This window comes from Streptomyces sp. TLI_171 (assembly GCF_003610255.1).
Lineage (GTDB): Bacteria > Actinomycetota > Actinomycetes > Streptomycetales > Streptomycetaceae > Kitasatospora.
Genome location: NZ_RAPS01000001.1, coordinates 5,097,777 through 5,115,141, shown reverse-complemented (window position 1 = coordinate 5,115,141; position 17,365 = coordinate 5,097,777). Strand labels below are relative to the sequence as shown.

The 17,365-nt window shown below is 73.8% G+C and carries 13 protein-coding genes; 1 reads left to right on the top strand and 12 read right to left on the bottom strand.

What is annotated here, in order from left to right; translation table 11 throughout:
• Positions 1–35 precede the first annotated feature (35 nt).
• The 10 genes from ilvN to BX266_RS23185 form a co-directional block, all read right to left on the bottom strand.
• Positions 36–560, bottom strand: coding sequence for an acetolactate synthase small subunit (gene ilvN, locus BX266_RS23230; RefSeq protein ID WP_099902766.1), 525 nt, complete (start codon positions 558–560; stop codon positions 36–38).
• A 23-nt stretch (positions 561–583) separates the two neighbouring features.
• Entirely contained in the window at positions 584–2,434 is a 1,851-nt protein-coding gene (locus BX266_RS23225) for an acetolactate synthase large subunit (protein WP_099902764.1), read from the bottom strand.
• A gap of 274 nt (positions 2,435–2,708) precedes the next feature.
• A complete protein-coding gene (locus BX266_RS23220) occupies positions 2,709–5,681 on the bottom strand; it encodes a bifunctional diguanylate cyclase/phosphodiesterase (RefSeq protein WP_099902761.1) in 2,973 nt (990 codons plus the stop codon).
• A gap of 150 nt (positions 5,682–5,831) precedes the next feature.
• Positions 5,832–6,809: a Gfo/Idh/MocA family protein gene (locus BX266_RS23215; RefSeq protein WP_099902759.1), complete on the bottom strand. Its 978-nt coding sequence runs from the start codon at positions 6,807–6,809 to the stop codon at positions 5,832–5,834.
• Positions 6,802–8,178 (bottom strand): NDP-hexose 2,3-dehydratase family protein, encoded by a 1,377-nt coding sequence (locus BX266_RS23210; protein WP_099902757.1) that lies wholly within the window; start codon positions 8,176–8,178, stop codon positions 6,802–6,804. The genes BX266_RS23215 and BX266_RS23210 overlap by 8 nt, the downstream gene beginning before the upstream one ends.
• Before the next feature lie 11 nt (positions 8,179–8,189).
• Positions 8,190–9,497, bottom strand: coding sequence for a lipopolysaccharide biosynthesis protein RfbH (gene rfbH, locus BX266_RS23205; RefSeq protein WP_099902755.1), 1,308 nt, complete (start codon positions 9,495–9,497; stop codon positions 8,190–8,192).
• A 99-nt stretch (positions 9,498–9,596) separates the two neighbouring features.
• Positions 9,597–10,826, bottom strand: coding sequence for a nucleotide disphospho-sugar-binding domain-containing protein (locus tag BX266_RS23200; RefSeq protein WP_099908205.1), 1,230 nt, complete (start codon positions 10,824–10,826; stop codon positions 9,597–9,599).
• 45 nt (positions 10,827–10,871) lie between these two features.
• The gene (locus BX266_RS23195) at positions 10,872–11,630 is read right to left on the bottom strand and encodes an SDR family oxidoreductase (protein WP_099902753.1); all 759 of its coding nucleotides are present in this window, start codon (positions 11,628–11,630) and stop codon (positions 10,872–10,874) included.
• A 144-nt stretch (positions 11,631–11,774) separates the two neighbouring features.
• Positions 11,775–12,938, bottom strand: coding sequence for a nucleotide disphospho-sugar-binding domain-containing protein (locus tag BX266_RS23190; RefSeq protein WP_099902751.1), 1,164 nt, complete (start codon positions 12,936–12,938; stop codon positions 11,775–11,777).
• Positions 12,939–12,974: 36 nt separating this feature from the next.
• Entirely contained in the window at positions 12,975–14,009 is a 1,035-nt protein-coding gene (locus BX266_RS23185) for an NAD(P)-dependent oxidoreductase (protein WP_180290583.1), read from the bottom strand.
• Positions 14,010–14,170: 161 nt separating this feature from the next.
• On the opposite strand from BX266_RS23185, the gene BX266_RS23180 reads away from it, so the two are divergent.
• Positions 14,171–14,785 carry a dTDP-4-dehydrorhamnose 3,5-epimerase family protein gene (locus BX266_RS23180; protein ID WP_099902747.1) on the top strand — a complete coding sequence of 205 codons (615 nt, stop codon included), beginning with the start codon at positions 14,171–14,173 and terminating at the stop codon, positions 14,783–14,785.
• Between the two features lie 64 nt (positions 14,786–14,849).
• On the opposite strand, the gene BX266_RS23175 is transcribed toward BX266_RS23180, so the two are convergent.
• Positions 14,850–15,497 carry a TetR/AcrR family transcriptional regulator C-terminal domain-containing protein gene (locus tag BX266_RS23175; protein WP_099902745.1) on the bottom strand — a complete coding sequence of 216 codons (648 nt, stop codon included), beginning with the start codon at positions 15,495–15,497 and terminating at the stop codon, positions 14,850–14,852.
• 130 nt (positions 15,498–15,627) lie between these two features.
• Positions 15,628–17,337: an MDR family MFS transporter gene (locus BX266_RS23170; RefSeq protein ID WP_099902743.1), complete on the bottom strand. Its 1,710-nt coding sequence runs from the start codon at positions 17,335–17,337 to the stop codon at positions 15,628–15,630.
• Positions 17,338–17,365: the final 28 nt, after the last annotated feature.

Sequence of the window (17,365 nt, the reverse complement as noted above, 5' to 3'; positions counted from 1 at the left end):
TTCGACGTCGGTGCTTGAGTGTTGAGACGGCCGCGTCAGGCGCTGCGGTCGAGGGCGCGCAGCGAGCGGTCGGTGATGGAGCGGGCGCCGCGGCCGATCGCGACCAGGCCGGACTGCACCAACTCCTTGATGCCGTAAGGCTCCAGCATCCGCAGCATGGCCTCCAGCTTGTCGGAGGAGCCGGTCGCCTCGATCGTCACCGCATCGGGCGACACGTCGACGGTCTTGGCGCGGAACAGCTGGACGATCTCGACCACCTGGGAGCGGGTCTCGGCGTCGGCCCGGACCTTGACCAGGACCAGCTCGCGCTGGACGGCCTGGCTCTGGTCCAGCTCCACGATCTTGATCACGTTGACCAGCTTGTTGAGCTGCTTGGTGACCTGCTCCAGCGGCAGCTCCTCGACGTTGACCACGATGGTCATCCGGGAGATGTCGGGGTGTTCGGTCGGGCCGACCGCGAGCGAGTCGATGTTGAAGCCGCGGCGGGAGAACAGCGCGGCGATCCGGGCGAGCACGCCGGGCTTGTTCTCGACCAGGACGGACAGGGTGTGCTTGGACATAGTGGTCATCGCTTTCTGGTCCGTCAGTCCAGGTCGTCGCCGAAGTCGGGGCGCACGCCCCGGGCGAACAGGATCTCGTCGTTGCTGGTGCCGGCCGCGACCATCGGCCAGACCATGGCGTCCTGGTGGACGATGAAGTCGATGACCACCGGGCGGTCGTTGATCTCCATCGCCTGCTTGATCACGTCGTCCAGGTCCTCCGGGCGCTCGCAGCGCAGGCCGACCGCGCCCATCGCCTCGGAGAGCAGCACGAAGTCGGGGACGCGGGTGCCCTGGGCGGGCGGCTCGATGCCGTCGTGACCGGGACCGGCGTGCAGCACGGTGTTGGAGTACCGCTGGTTGTAGAACAGGGTCTGCCACTGGCGGACCATGCCCAGCGACCCGTTGTTGATGACCGCGACCTTGATCGGGAGGTTGTTCAGGGTGCAGGTGGTCAGTTCCTGATTGGTCATCTGGAAGCAGCCGTCGCCGTCGATCGCCCAGACCGGGGTGTCCGGCCGGCCGGCCTTGGCGCCCATCGCGGCGGGGACGGCGTAACCCATCGTCCCGGCGCCGCCGGAGTTCAGCCAGGTCGCGGGCTTCTCGAACTGGATGAACTGGCTGGCCCACATCTGGTGCTGGCCGACGCCCGCGGCGTAGATGGCGTCCGGGCCGACCAGCTGGCCGATCCGCTCGATCACCTGCTGCGGGGACAGCTCGCCGGCGGGGGCGGGCTCGTAGCCCAGCGGGTAGGTGGTCTTCCACTCGTTGAGCCTGCTCCACCAGTCCGCGTAGTCGCCGCGGTGGCCGGCGTCGAACTCGGCCTGGACGGCGACGATCAGGTCGGCCAGCACCTCGCGGGCGTCGCCGACGATCGGGACGTCCGCCGGGCGGTTCTTGCCGATCTCCGCCGGGTCGATGTCGGCGTGCACGACCTTGGCGTTCGGGGCGAAGGAGTCCAGCTTGCCGGTGACCCGGTCGTCGAAGCGGGCGCCCAGGGTGAACAGCAGGTCGGACTTCTGCAGTGCGGTGACGGCGGGGACCGAGCCGTGCATGCCGGGCATGCCCAGGTGCTGCGGGTGGCTGTCCGGGAAGACGCCGATCGCCATCAGGGTGGTGACCACGGGGGCGCCGGTCAGCTCGGCCAGGATCCGCAGTTCGGCGCCGGCCTTGGCCTTGAGCACGCCGCCGCCGACGTACAGCACCGGGCGCTTGGCGTTCACCAGCAGCTTGGCGGCCTCGCGGATCTGCTTGGCGTGCGGCTTGGTGACGGGGCGGTAGCCCGGCAGCGAGGTCTCGACCGGCCAGCGGAAGACCGTGGTCGCCTGCAGGGCGTCCTTGGCGATGTCGACCAGGACCGGGCCGGGGCGGCCGGTGGCGGCGATGTGGAAGGCCTCCGCGATGACGCGCGGGATCTCGGCCGGGTCGGTCACCAGGTAGTTGTGCTTGGTGATCGGCATGGTGATGCCGCAGATGTCCGCCTCCTGGAAGGCGTCCGTGCCGATCGCCTTGGAGGCGACCTGGCCGGTGATGGCGACCATCGGCACCGAGTCCATGTAGGCGTCGGCGATCGGGGTGACCAGGTTGGTCGCGCCCGGACCCGAGGTGGCCATGCAGACGCCGACCCGGCCGGTGGCCTGCGCGTAGCCGGTCGCGGCGTGGCCGGCGCCCTGCTCGTGGCGGACCAGGATGTGGCGGACCTTGGTGGAGTCCATCAGCGGGTCGTAGGCGGGGAGGATCGCACCACCGGGGATGCCGAAGACCGTGTCGGCCCCTACGGCCTCGAGCGAGCGGATGAGCGACTGCGCGCCGGTCATGGTCTCGGTGGTCTGCTGACCCGGAGCGTGGGCTGCCGGGTGGTCCCCGCGGCGGGGGGTTGCGGCGTGCTCAGTCATCTGCCTGTCTCTTCTCGGGTTCTGCTCGGGTTCGGCCGGGCCGGGCGGCGGAGCGCCCCGGACCGGTCTCCGGCTCTGCCTCAATCGTCCGGATTTCAGGTGGTTGAGGCCAGTGGTGCTGCGATGGCCAACCAGGATTCGTGCAACAAAAAACCCCTCGTGCCAACGGCATGCGAGGGGGAGGCGCGTCGGGCCGGTTTCAGCCGACGCGCCCGCCAAGTACGAGAATTCGGGTGGTCATGGCACCGACCTTCCTCCCACGCAGTGGCGGGTGTCAAGCTGGTGGAACCGCCGTCTCACCATGCGGGCCGCCGCCCGGACCGCCCACGGTGTGGCGTTGTGGCAGGTCGAGGGCGGTGTGCGGGTGGCCGGGGCGGGTGGCTGCGGCCTCCGCCAGTCCACCCGTTCGCGGGTCGGGCGCGAGCAGGGCGCGGCGGCCGCCGAGTCCCTGGGCGGGGCGCGGCACCGGGTAGCCGCGCCGCAACAGGGCGCGGCGCAGCCGCAGTTCGTCGAGCGGCCGGTCGAAGGCCAGGCCCTGGCCGCGCCGGCAGCCGAGTTCCTGCAGGGCGGCGACCTGCCGGGGGTGGTCGACGCCGTCGGCGCCGGTGACCAGGCCGAGGTCCCGGCCGAGGCGCAGCGCGTGCCCGGCCAGCGCCCTGGTGAGAGTGGAGTCGGCGAGGTCCTGGACCAGGCTGCGGTCGAGCTTCAGCGCGTCGAAGGGCATCCGGGCGAGCACACCGAGCGAGCCCCCGCCGGCGCCGAACCCGGCGAGCGCGGTGGACACCCCGAGGCGGCGGAACGCGGCCAGCCGGCGGCCGAGTTCGTCGGCCAGCGCGTCGGGGCCGGTGCGGGCGACCTCCAGCACCAGCAGTTCGGGCGGCAGGCCGCTGTCGCGCAGGGCGCCGGCCAGCGTCTCGTACATGCCGGGGGCGCAGAGCCGTTCGGCGGCCAGCCGGACGGTGACCGGGACGGGAGGTGCGGCGGGGCCGTCGGCGCGGCGGCGGGCGGCGGCGGCGACCGCCTCGGTGAGCAGCCAGCGGGCGAACCGGGTGGCGGCGTCGCCGGACTCGGCGGTGCGCAGGAACTCGGCGGGGGTGAGCAGCATGCCCTGGGCGGAGCGCCAGCGGGCCTGGGCCTCGACGCCGGTGAGCCGGCCGCCGGCCAGGTCGACCACGGGCTGGTGCAGCAGGGTGAAGGAGCCCTCCCGGACGGCGGCGCGCAGACGCTCCTCGAGTTCGCTGCGGCGGTCGAGTTCGGCGCGCATGGCGGAGGTGTAGAGCACCACCCGGCCCTTGCCGCGCGACTTGGCCTGGTACATCGCCAGGTCGGCGTTGCGGAGCAGCTCGTCGGCGGCGGACCCGGCGGGGCCGTCGGCGGGCCGGGCGGGTTCGGCGCCGTGCTCGGCGGGGGCGGGCTCGGGGACCGGCAGCGGGGTGTCGGGGCCGAACGCGATGCCGATCGAGGCGGCGACGCCGAGTTCGGCGCCGCCGATCCAGTACGGCTCGGAGAGCGCGCCGCGGATCCGTTCGGCGAGGTCGCGGACCTGCGGGTGGCCGAGCCGGCCGCGGACCAGGACGGCGAACTCGTCGCCGCCGAACCGGGCCACGGTGTCCTCGCTGCGGACGGCGGCCTGCAGCCGGCGGGCGGCCTGCACCAGCAGCTCGTCGCCGACCTGGTGCCCGGCGGTGTCGTTGACGGCCTTGAAGCCGTCCAGGTCGAGGAAGAGCACGGCGACGGCGGTGCCGACCGGGCCCTGGGCGGAGAGCGCGGCCCGGACCCGGTGCGCGAACAGCGCCCGGTTGGGCAGGTCGGTGAGCGGGTCGTGGAACGCGTTGTGCTGCAACTGGGCCTGCAGCCGGACCCGTTCGGTGATGTCGCGGCTGTTCAGGATCAGCCCGTCGCGGTACGGGTTGACGGTGGACTCGACGTGCAGCCACTCCCCCTCGCCGGAGCGGATCCGGCACTCGACCCGGGCGGAGGGCTCGCCGTTGCTGAACCGGGCGCCCTTGGTGCGGGCCAGGATCCGGCGGACCTCGGCCAGCACCCGGTCGACGTCCTCGGGGTGGACCAGGTTGAGCAGGTTGCCGCCGACCAGGTCCTCCGGGTCGCGGTTGTAGACCCGCAGCGCGGCGGGGCTGACGTAGGAGAGCGCGCCGGACGGCCCGGCGATCATGATGACGTCGCTGGAGCCCTGCACCAGGGAGCGGAAGTGCGCCTCCTTGGTGGCGAGCTCCTGGGCCAGTGACAGGTTGTCGAGCAGCATCACGCCCTGACGGACGATCAGGGCCAGGCCGACGGTGCTGGCGGCGGCCAGCATCACCCGGTCGATCGAGCGGCCGCCGAGGGCGTTGTAGAGGATCGCGGCGGTGCACACCGCGGCGGCCGCGTACGGGGTGAGGGCGCTGAAGGTGGAGGCCACCCGGCGGCGCGGCAGGCCCTGCGCGGAGGGGTGCTGGCGCAGCGGGCGGCGGGCGTGCGACCAGGGGGCCCAGGCGAGCAGCACGGAGCCGGCGAACCAGCCGGCGTCGAGCAGTTCGCCGGAGTGGTAGTCGCTGTGGAACTGCGGGGTGGTGAACAGGGCGTCGCAGACCACGGTCAGCGCCAGGCCGATCATCGCGGTGTGCACGGCGGCCCGGTTGCCGTCCCGGCGGCGGAAGTTCAGGCCGACCACCAGGCTGACCAGCAGGATGTCCAGGACCGGGTAGCCGAGGCCGAGGGCGAGCTTCAGCGGGTCGTCGCCGTCCCCGGCGGCGACCCGGCCGAGCGCCAGGCTCCAGCTGAGGGTGAACAGTGAGCCGGCCACCAGCCAGCCGTCCAGCAGCAGGCAGAGCCAGCCGGCCGGGGTGCGCGGGCGCTGGGCGAGCACCAGCAGGCCGGTGATGGCGAGCGGGGCGAACAGCAGGAAGGCGTAGTCGGCGAGCGAGTCCGGCGGCAGCGGCTTGCCCAGCACCACCTCGTACCAGCCCCAGGCGCCGTTGCCGAAGGCCACCATGGCGGAGGACAGGCCGAACAGCAGCCAGGCGGGCCGGGTGTGGCCGCCCACCGCGATGCCGTGCCCGAGACAGGACAGGGCGGCCACGAGGGCCGCCCCGGCGAGACCGAAGTCCCCCATCACCAGTGCGAGTTCAGTCGAGCCCCAGCCGATGGCGGCACCTGCGGCGTACCCGGCGCAGAGCACCGCGAGCAGCACGGCCGCGACCCGGCGCAGCGAGGAACGGGCAGGCGGCACCGATTCGGTGGAGTTCAATCGACATCTCCCCCTCCGGCCCGAGGCCGTACCGGTGTTCCCGCCTCGGACCCTACACCAATGCGGTCACGCACTGGCACGTCTACTCAACTTAGAGTAATGAAGCGCAGGTGGCGTGGAGTCGGTCGGGCCGGGGATCGCCCGTTCGGCTCAGGGGCGGGCAGGGGTGGCCGCGGCGCGCACGGCGCGCAGCAGCTCGGCCTGACGGTGGATCAGCGGATCGGCGGCGGTGGCTCCTTCGGCGACGGCGGCGGTGAACGCGGCGAGGGTGGCGGCGACCTGGTCGACGGCGGGGGCGACGAGCTGTTCGCGGTCGCCGCCGCGTTCCAGCAGCACGCCGGGGGCCGTGTCGGCGGGCGGGGTGAAGGCCCGGTCGACCCGGATCCGGCCGGTGCTGCCCCAGAGTTCGTAGCTGTTGCGGTAGGCGTGGTCCATCCCGAAGGCGAGCTGGCCGAGCACCCCGCCGGGGGCGAGCAGCAGGGCCGTGCCGGAGGTGTCCACCGCGCCGCTGCCGCCGCGGTGCAGGGCGGCGCCGGCCACGGTGAGCTGCGGGCCCAGGAGGTGCAGCGCGGCCCGGACCGGGTAGTAGCCGACGTCGAGCAGGGCTCCGCCGCCGAGTTCGGGTCGGTGCCGGATGTCGGTGGGCGGCAGCGCGGGGACGGCGAAGGCGGCGGAGAACATCCGCAGCTCGCCGATCGCGCCGTCGGCGACCAGCCGGCGGACCTGTTCGTGCACCGGGTGGTGGACGAACATCACGTTCTCCCGCAGCACCAGCCCGCGCCGTTCGGCCAGCCGCTGCAGGGCGAGGGTGGACTGCGGGTCGGCGGTGAGCGGCTTCTCGGCCAGCACGTGCTTGCCGGCCTCCAGCGCGGCGGCGGTCCAGTCGGCGTGCAGCGCGATCGGCAGCGGCACGTACACCGCGTCCACGTCGGGGTCCTCGACCAGGGCGCGGTAGCCGGTCACCGCCCGGCAGCCGTACTGCTCGGCGAGCGGCTTCGCGCGCTCGGGGTCCCGGCTGGCGATCGCGGCCAGCCGGAGGCCGGGCTGCGCGGCGATCGCGGGCAGCATCCGCCGCCGGGCGATCTCCGCGCAGCCCAGCACGCCGATCCGCAGCGCGGTGTCAGTCATCCTCGGGGAGCCCGTTCAGGACGGCCAGCAGGGTGCGGGCCTGGACGTTCACGTAGTGGCCGTGCCGGACCAGGGTGGCGAGCTGACCCGGCGTCACCCAGGCGTAGCCCTCCGGTTCCTCGACCGGCACCAGGTCGCCGACCTCGACGATCAGGTAGTCGGCCTCGGCGTGCAGGAAGCGCCCGCCCTCCTCGGAGTGCACGGCCCGGTAGCGGATCCGTTCGGGTGCGGCGTCCAGCACCAGGTCGAGGAACGGCGGCAGCCGGTCGTGGTTGCCGGGGGTGCACTGGACGGTGGGGGCGAGTTCGACGGCGTCCAGGAAGCCGCCCTCGACCTTGGCGTGCGCCAGCACGTGCCGGACGCCGTCGATCCGCCGGGTGAGGAAGGCGGCGACGCCAGGGCCGACGGGTTCGATCAGCGGCTGGGTCCAGCTGGTGACCTCGCGGCTGCCGGCCGTCACGCTGACGGCGACCACCTGGAAGAACCGGCCCTGCTCGTGGTCGATCGAGTGCTCGCCCTGCTTCCAGCCGGGCAGGCCGGCCAGCGGGACCCGCTCGGCCCGGATGTCGTAGCGGGAGCGCTGACCGGTGAACCAGGACAGCAGTTCGGTGTCCGGGTGCAGCGCCCGGCCGTCCGGGTCCGGGTGCGGGGCGCAGGCCAGCACGGTGCGCGAGTCCATGTTGACCACGTTGTCGCGGCGCAGCAGTTCGGCGATCTGCCCGAAGGTCAGCCAGCAGAAGTCCTCGTGCAGCGGGACTTCGTCCAGCGCCTCGACGATCATGTTGCGGTTGCTCTTGTGGAAGAACCAGGAGCCGTGCTCGGACTGCAGCACGTCGGCCAGCACCCGGCGCGGGCGGCCGCCGATGAAGTACTCGATGTACTTCACGTCCGCGCCCTTGTGCACCTTGGTGTAGTTGCTGCGGGTGGCCTGGACGGTCGGCGAGAGCTGCAGCAGGTTGCGGTTGCCGGGCTCCATCTTGGCCTGCATCAGGCAGTGCAGGACGCCGTCGAACTCCTTGACCACGATGCCCAGGATGCCGACCTCGGGCTGCTTGATGATCGGCTGGTGCCACTCGCGGTAGGGGCCGTCGTCGACGGTGACGTGCAGGCCCTCCACCGAGAAGAACCGGCCGCTGCGGTGCACCAGGTTGCCGGTGTCCGGGTCGAAGGACCAGCCGACCAGCTCGGCGAACGGGATCTTCTCCACCTTGAAGTCGTTGGCCCGGCCGCGCCCGGCCAGCCACTCGGCGAACTGCGCGGTGCTCAGCCGGGCGCCCTCGGTGGCGGCGGCCGACCGGGCGATCCGGGCCGCGAGCGCGGCGTCCTCGCGCGGCCGGACGGCGGCCGGAGCGGAGTCCGGTGCGGACATCTGACGGCTCCTCAGCTGTTCTTGGCGACGAACTCGCGGACCGACTCGACGATGTAGTCGAGCTGGGCCTCGCTCAGGCCCGGGTAGACGCCGACCCAGAAGGTGTGCTCGGTGATGATGTCGCTGTTGGTCAGGTCACCGACGATCCGGTGCGGGCGGCCGATGTAGGCGGGCTGCCGGGTGAGGTTGCCGGCGAACAGGCGGCGGGTGCCGATCTTCCGGTCCTCCAGGAAGTCGACCAGCGCGGCACGGGTGAACGGGGCGTCCGGCTTGACGGTGATGACGAAGCCGAACCAGCTCGGGTCGGACTTCTGGGTCGGCTCCGGGAGCAGCAGGCCGGGCACGCCGTCGAGGCCCTCGCGCAGCCGGCGCCAGTTGCGGCGGCGGGCCTCGATGAAGCCGTCGAGCTTGGCGAGCTGGCTGAGGCCGAGGGCGGCCTGGATGTCGGTGCCCTTCAGGTTGTAACCGACGTGCGAGAAGATGTACTTGTGGTCGTAGCCGGCCGGCAGGTCGCCGAGCTGGTACTCGAACCGCTTGAAGCAGGTGTTGTTCATGCCGGGTTCGCACCAGCAGTCCCGGCCCCAGTCGCGCAGCGACTCCACGATCCGGGCCAGTGCCAGGTTGGAGGTCAGCACGCAGCCGCCCTCACCCATCGTGAGGTGGTGCGCCGGGTAGAAGCTGACCGTGGTCAGGTCCCCGAAGGTGCCGGTGGGCTTGCCGTCGTAGGTGGCGCCGACCGCGTCGCAGTCGTCCTCGATGAGGTAGAGGCCGTGCTCCTTGGCGAGCTGGGCCACCTCGCCGACCTCGAACGGGTTGCCGAGGGCGTGCGCGATGATGATCGCCCGGGTCTTCGGGCCGATCGCGGCGGCCACCCGCTCGGCGGTGGTGTTGTAGGTGCCGAGTTCCACGTCCACGAAGACCGGGATCAACCCGTTCTGCAGGATCGGGTTGACGGTGGTGGGGAAGCCCGCCGCGACGGTGATCACCTCGTCGCCCGGCTTGAGCGCCTTGTCGCCGAGTTCGGGCTGGCACAGGGCGGAGACCGCCAGCAGGTTCGCCGAGGAGCCCGAGTTGGTCAGGTGGGCCTTGCGCCGCCCCAGCCGCTTGGCGAACGCGGACTCGAACTTGCGGGAGCTGGGTCCGGCGGCGATCCGCATGGTCAGCGCGGCCTCGACCAGGGCGACCCGGTCCTCCTCGTCCAGCACCGCGCCGGACGGCCAGATCTCGGTGACGCCGGGCACGAACTCGCCACGCTGCTGTTCCTGCTCCTGGTGGAACTTGCGAACCTCGTCGAGGACGAGCTCCTTGTGCACGCTCATCGCGGTTTTCCTCCTGGTCCGGTGGGCTGACACGTCAGTTCGATGCGGGGGTCGGACACCAGCTTGCGGGGCGGGGCTGGAGCGGGACTTGACGGACGATCAGCGCCCGGTTCCGGTTTCCGCCAGCAGCAGCGGCACCGTCTCGGCCGGGCTGGGCATCGCGAGCATCTCGGCCCGCAGCCCCGCCGCGGCGGCCGCGTAACCGGGCTCCTCCAGCAGCGCCGACACCTCCTTGGCCAGCAGCGTCCCCGCCTCGGGGCCGCCCGCCAGCTCGTTCGCCGACAGCTGGCGGCCCGCGCCGGACGCGGCCAGCCGGGCGCCGGTCAGCATCTGCTCCGGCCGCGGCGCCACCACCAGTTGCGGGATGCCGGCCAGCGTGGCCGTCATCGTGGTGCCGCCGCCGCCCTGGTGGACCACCGCCCGGCAGCTCGGCAGCAGCAGGCTCAGCGGCAGCCCGCTGACCGCCCGCACCCCGGCCGGCAGGTCGGTGAGCTGCTCGCGCTGCGCGGCCGTCACCGCCAGCACCACCTCCACGCCGCCCGCCGCCAGCTGCTCCGCGGCGGCCAGCAGCGGCGCGGGCAGCGCCGCCCCCGGGGCGAGCTTGCCGGCCGTGACCCCCCAGGTGATGCACACCCGGGGCCGGTCCACGGGCCGGTCCAGCCACTCGGGGTGGCTGCCCGGGCCGTTGTAGGGAACGAACCGCACCGGCAGCTTCGGCGCCGCGGACGGCAGCGCCAGGGTCGGCGGGCACGGGTCCAGCCAGCGCACCGGCCCCTGCTCCGGTTCCACCCCGTGGCGCCGGAACAGCGCCCGGTATCCGGGCAGGAAGTCACCCTGCAGGTCCTCGCGCTCCAGGCCCAGGACGGCGGCGCTGCCCCACATCTGACTGATCGCCGGCGCCCCGAGGACGGCCGCCGCGATCGTCCCGGCGTAGCTGCCGGCGTCGTGCACGACCAGGTCGGGCCGCCAGGCGCGGGCGTGCGCCAGCACGTCGTCGACCATGCCCTCGGCGATCCGGACCTGCTTCTCCCCGAGCGCCCGCAGGATGTCGCGCTGCTCCGGCGCCAGGGACGGGGCGCGCAGCGGCCAGTCGGCGGGCCAGCTGTTCTGCAGGTGCCAGGCGGCGAGCTTGCCGCCCGTCGACCCCTTGGCGACGTCCGGGACCTCGCCGGCCCGGACCGCGATCAGTCCGGCGCCGTTGACCGCCGCTTCGCAGTTGGGCGGCGCGGCCACCCGCACCTCGTGCCCGGCCGCCTGGAACGCCCAGGCCAGCGGCACGCTCGGGAACAGGTGCGAGGGCGCGGCCCAGGTGGTGAAGAGAATGCGCATGGTGGTGTCCTCCACTGGCTGACTGGCTGGTTCGGGATGCGGGGGTCAGCGCCCGCCGGCGACCGTCAGCGCCTCGCCGGTGACGTTGCCGTTGGCGTCCGAGCCGAGGAACAGCACGGCGCGGGCGACGTCCTCGGGGCTGCTCAGGCGGCCGGTCGGGGTGCCGGCCCGCTCGCGCTCGCGGATCGGTTCGGGCAGCCCGGTGGTGACCCGCTCGGTGCTGGTCAGCCCCGGGCAGACCACGTTGACCAGCACGCCGGTGCCGGTCAGGTCCCACATCAGGCTGCGGGCCAGGCCGTGCAGGCCCGCCTTGGCGGCGCCGTAGAACTCCTGGCCGCGGTTGCCGCCCAGCGCGTTGTGCGAGGAGATCAGCACGATCCGGCCCCAGCCGCGCGCCCGCATCCCGCCGACCACGGACTGGACGGTGCGGATGGCCGGCGCCAGGTTGTCCTCGATCACCGGCAGCCAGCTCTCCTCCGGCACCTCCTCGAACGCGGTGCCCGGGACCCGCCGCTCGCCCCAGCGGACGGCGTTCGCCACCAGCACGTCGACCGCGCCCCAGCGGGCCTCGACCTCCGCCACGGCGCGCCGCGGCGACTGCGGGTCGTCGAGCGCGTAGGGCACGGCGCAGGCGCGCTCCTCGCCGCCGAGCTCCGCGACCAGCTTGGCGGCGAGCCCGGCGTTCGAGCGGTAGGCGACCGCGACCCGGGCGCCGGCCGCGGCGTACGCGTGCGCGACGGCCCGGCCGATCCCTCCGGTGGCGCCGGTCACCAGCACCACGCGTCCGTCCATGCCCAGGTCCATGTCCACTCCCGTCGAGGCCGTCGGCGCCGTCGGCCGACGGCTCCTCGACTCTGCTCCGGCGCGCTCGAACCGGGCTCGAACAGCCCTGGCGGGCAAGGGAGTCGGCCGGGCGGGCGGGGCGCGGGGCGCCGCCCGCCCGGGCGGTCAGCGGGAGGCCAGGGCCACCAGCTCGGGCACCAGGTCGGCCGGGGTGGGCAGGGCCGCGGACTCCTCGGCGAGCTTGCGGGCGGCGGCCGCGTAACCGGGCTCGTCGAGCAGCCGGGCGACCGCGGCCGCGATGACGGCCGGGTCGTGCTGCTCCGCGCCGGAGGCCAGGTTGATGCCGGCGCCGCTGAGCGCGATCCGCTCGCCGTGCTCCGCGGTCCAGGGCGTCTGCGGGACGACCAGCTGCGGGACGCCCAGACTGATCGCCGTCATGCCGGTGCCGCTGCCGCCGTGGTGCACCACCGCCGCGCAGCCGGACAGGAACAGGTTGAGCGGCGTCGGGTCCACCACCTTGACGGTGTCGGGGAGTTCGCCGAGCCCGGCGCGGTACTCCTCCTCCACGGTGGCGACCACCTCGATCCCGGGCAGGGCGCCGACCGCGCGCAGCAGCCGGCCGGGCAGCTCGGCGCCCTCCAGCGCGATGGTGCGCAGCCCGAGCGAGAAGCAGACCCGGCGGGCCTCGCCCGGCTCCGCCCAGGACGGCACGGTGCCGACGCCGTTGGACGCGACGAAGCGCTGCGGGCGGCCGGGGCTCGCGTCCGGGTCCTGCAGGCTGGGCGGGCACGGGTCGAGCACCAGGGCGGGTTCGGGCAGCCCGTCGGCCAGGCCGTACTCGGCGCAGACCTCGGCCAGCGCCTCCCGGACCCGGCCGAAGCTGCGGGTGCTGAAGGAGTCGACGCCCCAGCGGTGGTGCACCACCGGGACGCCCAGCACCCCGCCGACCAGCAGCGAGGTGTACTCCAGCGGGTCGGCCAGGATCAGGTCGGGCCGCCAGCGGCGGGCGGCCGCCAGCAGCGGGCCCGCGGTCTCCCGGACCCGCTCGCGCCAGCGCTCGGCGAGCAGCTCCCACGGCGGCTCCTGCCGCGAGCCGCCGGCGCCGTTCGGGTCGACCAGGCCGGCCGCCCGCCCGGCGCGGCGGCGGGCGACCTCGCGCTGCTCGCCGCCGACCACCGCGACCGACAGGCCGGCGCCGTGCGCGGCGGCCACCAGGTCGGGCTGGCCCGCCAGCAGCACCTCGTGCCCGGCGCCGCGCAGCGCCCAGATCTGCGGGAACAGCGGGGTGAGGTGGCTGGGGACCGGACTTGCGCAGATCAGAACGCGCATCGCGTCCTCCGTCTCTCGAGGTGAGGTGGGCCGGGCCTAGCGGCCGGCGGCGGCCGGGCGGCGGTGGGGCAGGGCGGCGGCGAGCAGGTCGCGCAGGGAGCTGTCGTGGTCGCGGACGGGTTGCCAGCCGAGCAGGGCGCGGGCCCGGGCCAGGTCGACGGTCTGCCAGTCGGCGGTGCCGCGCCGGCCGCCGTCGCGGTCGGCCTCGACGACCTCGACCGGGACGCCGCTGAGGCCGATCAGCCGGTCGACCAGGGCGCGGACCGGGACGGTCTCACCGCGGCCGACGTTGATCACGAGTCCGCTGTCGGGGCAGCGGGCGGCGGCGACCACGGCGGCGGCGACGTCGCGGACGTCGACGAAGTCGCGCTCGGCGGTGAGGGGGGTGAGCCGCAGCGGCGGGGGGCCGTCCGGGTCGGCGTCGGCGGCCCGCGCCAGGTGCGCGGCGATCATGCCGAGCAGGCTGCCGGTCGGCGTGCCGGGGCCGGAGACGTTGGTGATCCGCAGCACCAGCGCGTCGAGTCCGCGGTCGCGGCAGCCGGCCAGCACGGCCTCGGTGCCGGCCAGCTTGGTGCGCCCGTAGCCGGTGACGGGGGCGGGGGCGAAGGTCTCGGCGACCGCGATCCCGTACGGGCCGGGGCCGTACTCGTGGACCGAGCCGAGGTGGATCAGGCGGGGCCGCCGGGGCGTGCGGGCGACGGCCTCGGCGAGCCGGGCCGGGAGTTCGGCGTTGGCCCGGTGCATCTGCTCGTCGGTGACGCCCCAGACCGCGCCGGCGGCGTTCACCACCACGTCGGCGCCGGCCAGGCAGCGCACCAGGTCCTCGGTGGTGGCGGCGACCAGGTCGAGCGGGCGCCAGTGCACCCCGGCGAGGTCGGCGGGGGCGCTCCGGGCGATGCCGCTCACCCGGTCGCCGGCCGCCGTGAAGGCCCGGCAGACGTGCCGGCCGACGTAGCCGCTCGCCCCCAGCACCAGGACCGACCGGCCCGCGGCCGTGCGCGGCCGGACCGTCCTGCGCGGGTCCGGGCGGGACGCCGTGTCCGTGGGGGACGGCGTGTCCGTGTGGGACACCGTGACACCTCCTTCGCCTGGGGCCGGCCGGTCGCCGGGCACCTCGCTGCGCGTCGCGGGGCATGGTGCAGGCGGCGGCTCGAGTCCCGGTCGACCTGGGGGCGGGCCGCGGGCCGGAGTGCGACCGCCGCTCTAGCGGGGCTCTCTACAGTCCGGCGGCCATGGGCATACACGAGACCGAACTCCCGGACGTCTACCGGATCACGCCGAAGCTGCTGCCGGACGCGCGCGGCAACTTCTTCGAGTCGTACAGGCGCGAGGCGCTCGCCGAGGCGACCGGCCACGCCTTCACCCCGCTGCAGGTCAACTACTCGACCTCCTCGCGCAACACGCTGCGCGGCATCCACGGGGTGACCATCCCGCCGGGGCAGGCGAAGTTCGTCAGCTGCGTGCGCGGGGTGCTGGTGGACGTGGTGATCGACGTCCGGCTCGGCTCGCCGACGTTCGGCCGGCACATCGTGACCCGGCTGGACGCGAGCGAGGGCACCGCGGTGTACGTGGCGGAGGGGCTGGCGCACGGGTTCGTGGCACTGACCGACGACGCCTGCGTGAGCTACCTGTGCTCGACGGAGTACGTGCCGGGCACCCAGTTCGACATCCAGCCGTTCGACCCGGACATGGGCATCCCGTGGGAGCGCTGGCTGGACGGCGAGGCGCTGGTGTCCGAGAAGGACCGCACCGCGCCGTCGCTGGCCGAGCACGCGGAGCGCGGCACGCTGGCCGGGTACGAGGAGTGCCGGGCGCTGTACGCGCGCAACCGCGCCGCCGCGCGTTGAGGGACGGACGACCCCCGCGGCCGGGCCGGCTGCGGGGGTCGACGGCTGTCCTGGGCCGGGGCGGTCAGCGGGCCGCCGCCTCCTCGGGGTGGCGGACGCCCTGCAGGCCGCGGACGAACAGGTCGAGGCCGGCCAGGAACGGGCCGACCCGGTCGTCGGACCACTCGACCACCCAGTCCGCCATGTTGGGGAAGCCCGCGGTGCGCAGCTCGGTGGAGAGCGCGGAGGCCTTCTCGCCGTCCTGCGGGCGGGGTTCGCCGGCCTGCTCCTGCAGGGTGAACCCGGTGATGTAGCTGAGCAGCGCGTCGCTGCCGTACGCGGCGGTGGCCAGCGGGAAGCCCGCCGTGCGCAGGATGTCGAGCATCCGTTCGGCGATCCGCATCGAGCTGTTGGGGCCGGGGGTGGGCGGCACGGTGGCCACCAGGCGGGCCGCCTCGCGGTGGCGGAGCAGGGCGCTGCGGATGGCGGTGGCCAGGTCGAGCAGTTGCTCCTGCCAGGGGCCGCCGGTGGGCAGCTGGGCGTCGGCGACCTCGCCGAGGATCCGGTCGGCGACCGCGGAGAGCAGTTCCTGCTTGTTGGCGACGTGCCAGTACAGGGCGCCGGGCTGCACCCCGAGCCGCTGGGCGAGCCGGCGGGTGGACAGGGCGTCGAGCCCCGCCTCGTCGAGCAGCTCCAGGGCTGCCGAGATCACCTCTTCGCGGCGCAGTGCCATGGGTCTCCTCCTGTCGAACAGTCCCCAGCTTGCCACTGGCGGGTGGTTCCGGACGAACCCGCTCCGGTCGGGCGCGGGGAACGGGACGGCCCCGGGAGCCCGCACGCTCCCGGGGCCGTCGCTGCCGGTCTCACTCGGTCGCCGTCGCGCGCAGCGAGCTGCGGTCCACCGGCTTGCCGACGCTGTCGGCGTGGGCCGGCCGGCCGGCGTCGCCGGCCTGCTCGGCGGCCTGCTCGGCGGCGGCCTCCGGGTTGAGCTGGCCGTACTCGACGTCGAGCACGTCCATGTCGCTGATGGTGCGCAGCGGCATCTCGCGCAGGAAGAAGGAGAGCGCGAGGGAGACCAGCAGGACGACCGCGGAGACCATGAACACGGTGTCGGTGGCGTCGGAGAAGGCGCGGATGACGACGGTCCTGACCCCGGCGGCGAGGTGGGCCAGCTTCTCGGCCTGGAAGCCGTGCTCACCGGGGGCCTGGACGCCCTTGCCGGCGATGTGCGAGTCGTAACTGGCGGAGAGGACGGCGCCGAAGATCGCCGCGCCGAAGGACTGGCCGAGGGTGCGGAAGTAGGTGGCGGTGGTGGTGCCGGTGCCGAGGTCGCGCTGCGGGACGGCGTTCTGCACGGCGAGCAGCAGGATGGTCATCAGCAGGCCCATGCCGATGCCGAGCAGGAAGACGCCGACCGCGAGCAGCCAGTAGGAGGAGTCGGGGGTCATGAAGCTGAGGGTGGCGAGGCCGGCGACCGCGGCGGCGGAGCCGATGATCGGGTAGATCTTGTAGCCGCCCTTGTTGGAGATCAGCTCGCCGGCGGCGATCGAGGAGCCGAGCATGCCGACCACCAGCGGCATCATGTGCAGACCGGCCGAGGTGGGCGAGTAGCCGAACACCACCTGCAGGTAGGTGGCGACGTAGATGATGCCGCCCATCAGCGCGAAGCCGACCAGGAACAGCATCGGGGTGGCGACCGCGACGACCGGCTCGCGGAACAGGCGCAGCGGGATGACCGGCTCGGCGGCCTTGGCCTGGCGCAGGACGAACAGGCCGAGCAGCACCACGCCGCCGATGCCGAGCGAGAGGATCTGCCAGGACGTCCAGTCGTAGCGGTTGCCGCCCCAGGTGGTGAACAGCAGGACGGCGCTGGTGCCGGCCATGGCGAGCAGCGAGCCGAGCACGTCGAGGCTGCGGGAGCGGGCCCGGGTGGGGAGCTTCAGGTTGAAGGCGACCACGCCGAGGCCGACCAGGCCGATGGGCAGGTTGACGTAGAAGATCCAGCGCCAGGAGGTGTGCAGGCCGAGCACGGCGTGGTCGACCGTCAGGTAGCCGCCGAGCACCGGGCCGAGGACGGTGGAGACCAGGATGACGACGCCCGCCAGGCCCTGGTACTTGGCCCGGTCCTTGGGGGCGACGACGCTGGCCAGGACGATCAGCGAGACGCTGTAGAGGCCGCCGGCGCCCAGGCCCTGGAGGGCGCGGGCGGCGATCAGCTGGCCCATGCTCTGCGAGACGCCGCAGAGCGCCGAGCCGGCCACGAAGATCATCGCGGCGGCCAGGAAGACCTTCTTGGCGCCGAAGATGTCGGAGATCCGGCCGTAGAGCGGCTGGGTGGCGGTCGAGGCCAGCATGTAGGCGGTGACCAGCCAGGGCATCAGGTCGATGCTGGCGCCCGGGTCGATGTCCCGGACGATCGGGAGCGTGGCGACCGCGACGATCGCCTGGTCCAGTGCGCTGAGCAGCGCGGCCAGGATGACGCCGACCACGGTCCAGCGGACCTGCCGGCTGCTCATCAGCGCTGCCGGCCCGCCGGCGGGGGCGAGCCCCTCGGCAGTCGATGACGCACTCATGGTTCCTCCAGAAGTGTTCGAATAGCCG